This window comes from Janthinobacterium sp. (assembly GCF_009923995.1).
In the GTDB taxonomy this organism is placed as follows: domain Bacteria; phylum Pseudomonadota; class Gammaproteobacteria; order Burkholderiales; family Burkholderiaceae_D; genus Janthinobacterium.
In genome coordinates, this window is record NZ_RFSK01000011.1 from 126,587 (window position 1) to 135,347 (window position 8,761).

7 protein-coding genes are annotated in these 8,761 nt (G+C 63.6%); 5 read left to right on the forward strand and 2 right to left on the reverse strand.

The features are described from left to right. Positions 1 to 78 precede the first annotated feature (78 nt). Together EBS11_RS08465 and EBS11_RS08470 are read left to right on the forward strand one after the other, a co-directional pair. The gene (locus tag EBS11_RS08465; RefSeq protein ID WP_290602007.1) at positions 79 to 3,138 is read left to right on the forward strand and encodes a response regulator; all 3,060 of its coding nucleotides are present in this window, start codon (positions 79 to 81) and stop codon (positions 3,136 to 3,138) included. A 31-nt stretch (positions 3,139 to 3,169) separates the two neighbouring features. After that, on the forward strand, positions 3,170 to 4,321 hold the full coding sequence (locus tag EBS11_RS08470; protein WP_290602008.1) for a two-component system response regulator: 1,152 nt from the start codon (positions 3,170 to 3,172) through the stop codon (positions 4,319 to 4,321). A gap of 119 nt (positions 4,322 to 4,440) precedes the next feature. On the opposite strand, the gene EBS11_RS08475 is transcribed toward EBS11_RS08470, so the two are convergent. Beyond that, a complete protein-coding gene (locus EBS11_RS08475) occupies positions 4,441 to 5,700 on the reverse strand; it encodes a PHB depolymerase family esterase (protein ID WP_290602009.1) in 1,260 nt (419 codons plus the stop codon). Between the two features lie 54 nt (positions 5,701 to 5,754). Continuing rightward, positions 5,755 to 6,168: a CopG family transcriptional regulator gene (locus tag EBS11_RS08480; RefSeq protein WP_290602010.1), complete on the reverse strand. Its 414-nt coding sequence runs from the start codon at positions 6,166 to 6,168 to the stop codon at positions 5,755 to 5,757. Between the two features lie 281 nt (positions 6,169 to 6,449). Here EBS11_RS08480 and EBS11_RS08485 point away from each other — a divergent pair, with 281 nt between their 5' ends. From EBS11_RS08485 to EBS11_RS08495, 3 genes are all read left to right on the forward strand, one after another. After that, on the forward strand, positions 6,450 to 6,674 hold the full coding sequence (locus EBS11_RS08485) for a DUF1289 domain-containing protein (protein WP_290602015.1): 225 nt from the start codon (positions 6,450 to 6,452) through the stop codon (positions 6,672 to 6,674). An 8-nt stretch (positions 6,675 to 6,682) separates the two neighbouring features. Beyond that, entirely contained in the window at positions 6,683 to 7,606 is a 924-nt protein-coding gene (locus EBS11_RS08490) for an MBL fold metallo-hydrolase (RefSeq protein ID WP_290602011.1), read from the forward strand. 98 nt (positions 7,607 to 7,704) lie between these two features. Continuing rightward, on the forward strand, positions 7,705 to 8,658 hold the full coding sequence (locus EBS11_RS08495; protein ID WP_290602012.1) for a nitronate monooxygenase family protein: 954 nt from the start codon (positions 7,705 to 7,707) through the stop codon (positions 8,656 to 8,658). The last annotated feature ends 103 nt before the right edge of the window (positions 8,659 to 8,761 follow it).

An 8,761-nucleotide genomic window follows, 5' to 3' on the forward strand; every position in this document is an offset into this window, starting at 1 on the left:
CCTTTGCAAAAGACCTTGCGTTTTGTAGGGGAATCCGGTCAGACTGCCGTTTTTAAGAATTTCTGATAGGAAACTGTCATGCGTTTCAGGGATATCCGGATCGGCGTGCGCATCAATGCGGGCTACGCCATCCTGATCGTGTTGATGCTGGTTGTCATCGTGCTCGCTGGCAGCCGCATTTACGCGATCCGCGCCGAGACGGACAATATTCTGCAGCGCGACTGGGTCGCGGCCAAGGCGACCAGCAAGATCCATGGCCTGGCACGCGAGGCGGCCACGCGTATCGCCAGCCTGCCCAGCCAGCACAAGCTGGCGCTGCGTCAGGCCAACCAGGCGCGTCTGGAGGCGATCAAGCAGGGCATCGACGAACAGGTGCGCATTCTCGACGGGATCAATGCGCGGCCCGACGAGCGGCGCCTGCTGGAACAGATGCATCATGCGCGCGCCGGCTATTATGTTTCGCTCAAGGCGCTGTTCGCGCTGGTCGAGCGAGGCGACGATGCCGCGGCAGAGCAGGCCATGCAGACGGTGACCTTGCCCGTGCTGGAAAAGGTGCTGCTGTACGTGGGCCAGCTCGATGACTTGCAGCAGCAGCAGATCCGCGACAGCGCGGCCAGGATACGCAACGATATCGATACCTCGCTGCTGCTGATGGGCGGCATCGGCCTGGCTGCCTTGCTGATTGGCCTGGCCTTTGCCTGGTCGGCACGTTCGATCACGCGGCCCTTGGGCGAGGCGGTGTCGATCGCCACGCGCGTGGCCAACGGCGACTTCAGTTCCGCCATCGAAGTGACGTCGCGCGACGAGACGGGCGAATTGCTGCAGGCGCTCAAGAACATGAGTACCAGCCTGGCCGTCGAGCAGGACCTGCGCCATGCCGTCGAAGTGGCCGAGGATGCGACCAAGATGAAGTCCGACTTCCTCGCCAATATGTCGCATGAGATCCGCACGCCGATGAACGGCATCATCGGCATGACCCATCTGGCGCTGCAGACGGAGCTGACGCCAACCCAGCGCAACTACCTGGAGAAGGTGGAGTCGGCATCGAAGAACCTGCTGGCCATCATCGACGATATCCTCGATTTTTCGAAGATCGAGGCGGGCAAGATGGCCTTCGAAAAGGTCGATTTCTTCCTCGAAGACGTGCTGGCGCAGATCGCCGACCTGTCCGTGATGCGGGCCCAGGACAAGGGCCTCGAATTGCTGTTTGACGTCGCGCCCGACGTGCCCAACGCACTGCAGGGCGATCCGCTGCGCCTGGGCCAGGTACTGATCAATCTCACCAACAATGCCATCAAGTTTACGGACAAGGGCGAGATCGTCGTCAGCATCCGTTTGCAGCAGATGGAGCAGCACGCGGCGGTGCTGCGCGTGGATGTGCGCGACACGGGCATCGGCCTGACGCCGGCCCAGCGCAGCAAGTTGTTCCAGGCCTTTACCCAGGCCGACACCTCCACCACGCGCCACCATGGCGGCACGGGCCTGGGGCTGACCATCAGCAAGCGTCTGGTGGAAATGATGGAAGGCGAGATCGACCTCGTGAGCGAAGCGGGCGTGGGCAGTACCTTCTTCTTTACGGCCCGCTTCGGCCTGGCCGCCGTGCCGCGCGACAGTCTGCCGCAGCTGCTGCAGCGACAGCAGCAGCAATTCAAGGGCTTGCGCGTGTTGGTGGTGGACGACAACCCCAGCGCGCGTGAAATCTTCGTCAGCATGCTGACGGCACTGGGCTTCGAGGCGCGCGCCGTGTATGGCGGCGTGCTGGCCATCGGGGCCGTGGCGCAGGCGCGTGCCGAGGGGCGGCCGTTCGGGCTGGTGCTGATGGACTGGAAAATGCCGGGCATGAACGGCCTCGATACCCTGGCCGGCATTCGCGCCGATGCGGCCGGCATCGATGCGCCGCCCGCCTGCATCATGGTCACGGCCTTCCATCGCGAAGCGCTGCTGGAAGCGGCACGCCAGCGCGACTTGCCGCTCGACGGCGTCTTGAACAAGCCGGTCAGCGCCTCGACCCTGCTGGACCAGATTTCGTTCGTATTTGGCGGCGTGACGGGGCAGAGCCGCAAGACACAGCGCCAGAGCAGCTACCGCGACGATGAGCGTGCCCTGCGCGGTGCGTGGCTGCTGCTGGTGGAGGACAATGAGGTGAACCAGGAAGTGGCGCAGCATATTCTCAACGATGCCGGCATCCGCGTCGATATCGCGGGCAATGGCGCCATCGCGCTGGCCAAGATCGAGGAAAATGCCTATGACGGCGTGTTGATGGACTGCCAGATGCCGGTGATGGATGGCTACCAGGCGACGCGCAAGCTGCGCCAGGATCCGCGTTATTCCAGCCTGCCAGTGATCGCCATGACGGCTAATGCCATGGTGGGCGACAAGGAGAAATGCCTGGACGCGGGGATGAACGATTTCATCGCCAAGCCGATCGACGTGGCCCAGCTGTTCGGCACCCTGGCGCGCTGGATAGCACCGGCCATGCCGCAGGACATGGCGGAGGTGGTGGCGCAGCCGGAAGCGGAGCTGCCCGTGATCGCCGGCCTGAAAATGGCCGAGGCCATGCGCCGCGTGGGCGGCAATGCCGCTTTGATGCGAAAATTGCTGGAGCGTTTTGTGGAAACCCAGTTCGACGCCATGCAGCGCATCGTTGCCGCCATCGAGAACAACCAGCTGGAAACGGCCATCCGCGAAGCGCATACGCTGAAAGGCCTGGCTGGCAATATCGGTGCCGGTGGTCTGGCCGACAGCGCCGCGCGGGTCGAGCATTTGCTCAGCCTGGGTTCGCACGACGGCTTGCCGCAGGCGCTGGCCGCCTGCACCCTGGCGCTCGACGAGCTGGTGCCGAAGATCGTGCTGGCCATGCAGTCGCGCGGCAGTGTGACCGAGGCGGGCAGCGCGGCGGCGCACGCGGCGCCGGTGGACCGGGCGCACCTGGAGGCCGGCTTGCGCGAGCTGTCGCAGCTGCTGCTGCAGGACGATGCGCAGGCCGTCAAGCACCTCGACGGCATCGGTCCCGTGCTGGTGGCGGCCGGACAGGCCGAACATGCGCGTCAGCTGAAGCGCATGCTGGGACAATACGATTTCGAAGGTGCGCTGGCGCAGCTGGGCGAGGTGGCCGAGGCGCTGGAGCTGACACTGTGACAAGGATAATTATGCAGAGCGAAGGACGGGCATGAGAGCGCCGGCAAGCAAGCCAACCATCCTGGTGGTCGACGACACGCCAGACAATATCGACCTGCTGCGCGCCGTGCTGGAAGGCGAGTACCGCACCAAGATCGCCGTCAATGGCGAACGCGCCCTGAAGATCGCCGCCGGCAGCGACCAGCCCGACCTGATCCTGCTCGACATCATGATGCCGGGCATGAGCGGTTACGACGTGTGCCGCGCGCTCAAGGCCAGTCCTGCCACGGCCGGCATTCCCGTGATCTTCGTCACGGCCATGAGCGAAGTGGCCGACGAGCAGCTGGGCCTGGCCCTGGGCGCCGTCGATTACATCACCAAGCCGATTTCCGCGCCCATCGTGCTGGCGCGCATCAAGACGCAGCTGGCGATGAAGCAGATGCAGGATTTCTTGCGTGACCAGAACCAGTACCTGGAAACGGAGGTGGAGCGCCGGGTACAGGAAGTCAAGGCGCTGCAGGACGTCACCATTCACGCCATGGCCTCGCTGGCCGAAACGCGCGACAGCGAGACGGGCAACCATATCCGCCGCACCTCGCATTACCTGAAGGCGCTGGCGGAGAAGGTGCGGCACCTGCCGCGCTTCCGCGATTTTTTGACGGACAAGAATATCGAACTGCTGTTCAAGACGGCACCCCTGCACGACATCGGCAAGGTGGGCATCCCCGACCATATCCTGCTCAAGCCGGGTCGCTTCGAGCCGCATGAAATGGCCATCATGAAGACGCATACGACCCTGGGACGCGACGCCATCCTGGCGGCCGAGCATGAACTGGGCATCGAAGTCGATTTTTTGAAGTATGCCAAGGAGATCGCCTACAGCCACCATGAAAAATGGGATGGCAGCGGCTACCCGCAGGGGCTGGCCGGCGAGGCCATTCCGATCTCGGCACGCCTGATGGCGCTGGCTGACGTGTACGATGCCCTGATCAGCCGTCGCATCTACAAACAGGGCATGGACCATGCGCAGGCCGTGCAGATCATCAGCGAAGGACGGGGCACGCATTTCGACGCCGAGATCGTCGACGCGTTCCTGGAGATCCAGGACCAGTTCATCGCCATCTCCAACCGCTACGCCGATGGCGTGTGCGAGATCGCCGCCAAGCAGCGGCAGATCGCGCCCTTCGCCGAAAACATCAGCTGACGGTCTTGAAGCAGCGCAGCCATGTGGCAGCCGGCGGCTGGCGTCCGGCCCCTTGCCGCCCGTGTCGCTGCCGTGGATGCATCCGGTGACGCCAAGCGCGCCTCACGTGCAAAAAGTGCTCAGCTGACGGTCTTGAAGAAGCGCAGCATCTCGCGGCTGGCGTCCGGTCCCTTGCCGTCGGTATAACTGCCGCTGTCGCTGCCGCCGGACCAGGCGTGGCCGGCGCCGTGGATGACCCAGTATTCCCCCAGGGGCGAGCCATCCGCCTGGCTGTGCGTGGTGCGCGTGTAGCGGTGGCCATTCGGCACGCTGCCATCGACGGAATCGGCCCTGGCGGCCTTGCCGCCCGCCTGGCTGCGCACGCCCTGGGCGATCAGTTCATCGCCATTGCGCAGGTTGACGGTGGTGTCGCGGTCGCCATGGAAGACGATGATGGGCACGCCGCCGGCAGGCGCCTGGCGCTTCGGATTGGGCATGGCGCCGCCCTTCATGGCCGCCAGCGCCGACGGCAAGTCCTGCGCCGAGGCGAAGGGCAAGCCCGAATGCACGCCCACGGCGGCAAACAGTTCCGGGTACAGGGTGCCGACGATGACGGCCATGGCGCCGCCCGCCGACAGGCCGGCGACGAACACTTCGCGTTCATTGACCGGGTATTCGTCGATGACTTGCTGGGCGATGCCGGCGATCAGCGACGGCTCTCCCTGGTCGCGCTGCTGGTCGAGGGCATTGAACCAGTTCCAGCAGCGCGAGCTGTTGGCACCCTGCGTCTGCGCCGGGTAGACGACAAAACACTCTTTTTCTTCGGCCAGCGCATTCATCTGCGTGCCGGCAGCGAAATCGTCCGGGTTTTGCGTGCAGCCGTGCAGCATGACGACCAGCGGCATGGCCTGGCCATGGTAGCTGCTGGGGATATACAGCTTGTACGCGCGCGTGCCCGCATGGTTACGGTACACGCCATCGATGAACTGCGCACCGGCCGGTATGTCCACCGGCGTGGCGGCCGGCGTATTGAAGCCGGGCGGGTGGAAGTTCGGCAGTTCGAAGCTGGGCATGTCGAAGCTGTGCTGGCCCAGGCCGGCCGGCACGCCCAGGCGCGCCATGAAATCCTGCGCAAATTCCTGCGCCGCCTGCGCCGGCGTGGGTGGCGTAGCGGGCGTTTCTGGCGCGGCGGCAGGCTGCGGCTGCGCTCCCGCTGCCGGCGCTGGCGGTGGATTAATGTCGCGCATGGGTGGCGGCGGTTGCGTGGCCGCGGTTGGCGGCGTCAGGCCGGCGGCGGAGAGTGCCTGCTGAATGGCTTCGGTGGCGGCGGCAGGACCGCTGCCCATCAGATTACGGGTTGCGGCGCGCATGTGCGCCAACATGTCTTGAGCTAGTTTCATGACCATCCTTAACGGTGCCGCGCATCGGCTGGGTCATTGCCGCGAACCGATACGCTAGTGAATTCGCCCTGCGAGCGCCGTCTTGACGACGGTGCTGGCGTGCAGGGCACCTAATACGAAGATCGACTCGATGGTGGCCAGTGCCAGTTCCACGGAGACGTCGCTGGCGATGCTGGCCAGTCCCAGTACCTGGATCTGCAGGCGCTGGCCGGCTGCCTGGATCGCTTCCAGGTCGGCGCGCGAATAATGCTGCATGCCCAATACCAGGCTTTTACGGGCGACGGTCTGTTTCACCACGTCGGCGTGCGTATTGAGTTGGTTGCGTATGGCCGTACGGATCAGATCCGTGCGGTTGGAATAAAATCCTTCCTGGACCAGCAGATCGATCTGCCCCAGGTCGATCAAGCCCAGATTGATCGTGATTTTTTCTGATTCCCCAATTTTGGGCTTGTTGTCTTGCTTGGCCATAAGTCTCCAGAAACTCCACGTGGCATCCAATTGCCATCTACATGGATGGTAGTATAGTTCTGAAACATCCCAAGTCAAGCAGGAATTGGCCTGGCCAGCCTGTAGGAGGGGTACCCGCAGAGTGAAAGCGCGGCCTAAAATAAATTTGCGGCAGATGCTTTTTCGTCATGTTTTTCGCTAAAAAATATAGCTAAAGAAACATTGCCGGGCGATGCGATCGACGCGCCGGCATCGTTTCGCGGCATAATGCATGCCTGTACAGTCACTGTTGCCGCTCCATGATGGTCGATACCTCGCCTGCTGTTCCACTTCCCTTGCCGTCGCCGGTACCGTCGCCGTGCGTCAGTCTGTGCAAGATGAACCGCAACAGCGGCTTGTGCGAAGGCTGCTTGCGCACGCTCGACGAGATCATCGCCTGGAGCAAGGCCGACGACGACTTCAAGCGTGCCGTATGGGCCGAATTGCCGGGCCGCGAATCGCTGCTCGATTTCGAGCCCGATTACTGAGGAAGCCCATGCCGCGATCGCCAGCGCTGTTCCCCGACTCGCTCCAGGTATTTGAGCGCGGCTGGCTGTCGTCGAATAACATCCTGTTTCAGGGCCGGGACGACACGGCGCTGATCGACAGCGGTTATGTCACGCACGCGCCGCAAACCCTGGCCCTGCTGCGTCACAGCCTGGCAGGCCGTCCGCTGGACCGCCTCTTCAACACCCATCTGCATTCGGACCATTGCGGCGGCAACGCGCTGCTGCAGGCGGAATACGGCTGCAGCACGGCCATTCCCGTCTCGGAAGCGCAGAAGGTGCGCGTCTGGGACGTGGACGCGCTCAGCTTCCAGGCGACGGGCCAGCAATGCCCGCGTTTCGGCTTCGACGCCACCGTCTCGCCTGGCGACACGTTGACGCTGGGCGACATGGCCTGGCAGGCGCTGGGCGCACCGGGCCACGATCCGCACTCGCTGATTTTTTACTGCGCCGAGGAAGGCATCCTCATTTCCGCCGACGCCCTGTGGGAAAACGGCTTCGGGGTGATCTTCCCCGAACTCGATGGCGGCTCTGGCTTTCTGGAAGCGCGCGCCACCCTGGACCTGATCGCCAGCCTCGACGTACGGGTGGTGATTCCCGGCCATGGGCGGCCATTCGAAGATGCCGCCGGCGCCCTGCAGCGCGCCTATTCACGCCTCGATTACCTGTCGTCCGACCCCGTGCGCAATGCGCAGAATGCGGTAAAAGTGCTGCTGAAGTTCCTGCTGCTGGAACGCCAGCGTATCGCCGTCGCCGAGGTGCCGACCCTGTTGCGCGGCATGCCCATCTTCGAAGAGGCCAACCGGCGCTTCCTGCGCCAGGAAGCGGCCGCGCTGGCTGAGTGGGCCATTTCCCAGTTGATAAGAGCGACAGCCGCGCGTGTTGAGGGTGAGTACTTGCTTAACGAAGGTTGACACCGCGTCGGATTAAATTCAGCACGATCGTACTTTTTCTGCACTATAATCAACGTTCAGTGTTTTTTACGTCCGATCAACTTTCCAGCGAGTCCGCCATGGCATTGCCTGTTGCGTTGCAAAACCTCTCCTTACCCGTTATCGCGTCGCCGATGTTCATCGCCAGCGGCCCGGCCCTCGTCGCGGCGCAGTGCAAGGCCGGCATCGTCGGATCCTTTCCCGCCCTGAACGCGCGTCCCGCCGAACTGCTCGACACCTGGCTCACGGAGCTGCAGGCCGAACTGGCCGCCTTCCAGGCCGCCAATCCGGATAAAAAAGTGGGGCCGATCGCCGTCAACCAGATCGTGCATCAGTCGAACGACCGCCTGGCGCACGACGTGGCCGTGTGCGTGAAACACCAGATTCCCATCATTATTTCCTCGCTGCGCGCGCCGCCGAGGGAAATGCTCGACGCCATCCACAGCTATGGCGGCATCGTGCTGCATGACGTGATTTCGATCCGCCACGCGAAAAAGGCGCTGGAAGCGGGCGTCGATGGCCTGATCCTGGTTGCCACGGGCGCCGGCGGCCATGCCGGTACCCTGTCGCCGTTCGCGCTGGTGGGCGAAGTGCGCAAATTCTTTGACGGTCCGCTGGCGCTGTCCGGCTCCATCGCCACGGGCGACGCCGTGCTGGCCGCGCAAGCCATGGGCGCGGACTTCGCCTATATCGGCTCGCGCTGGCTGGCGACCAAGGAATCGAACGTCAGTGACGGCTACCGCGACGCCATCGTGGAATCCGCGGCCTCGGACATCGTCTACACCAACCTGTTTACTGGCGTGCACGGTAATTATCTGAAGAAATCGATCGTCGCGGCCGGACTCGATCCGGAAGCCTTGCCCGAAGCAGACAAGAGTTCGATGAATTTCGGCTCGGGCAGCGCCAAGGCCTGGCGCGACATCTGGGGTGCGGGCCAGGGCGTGGGCTTGATGGATGACGTGCCGAGCGTGGAAGAGATGGTGGCACGCCTGAAGGCCGAATATGAGGCGGCGCGCGCGCGCCTGAAGCTGTAAAACGTGAAGGCCGGGGTCAGACCCGGCGGGGGAATACGGCCCAATGGGCCGTATTCCGATTCCGCAGGAACTGACCCCGGAATAAGCCATCTTGCAAGATGGC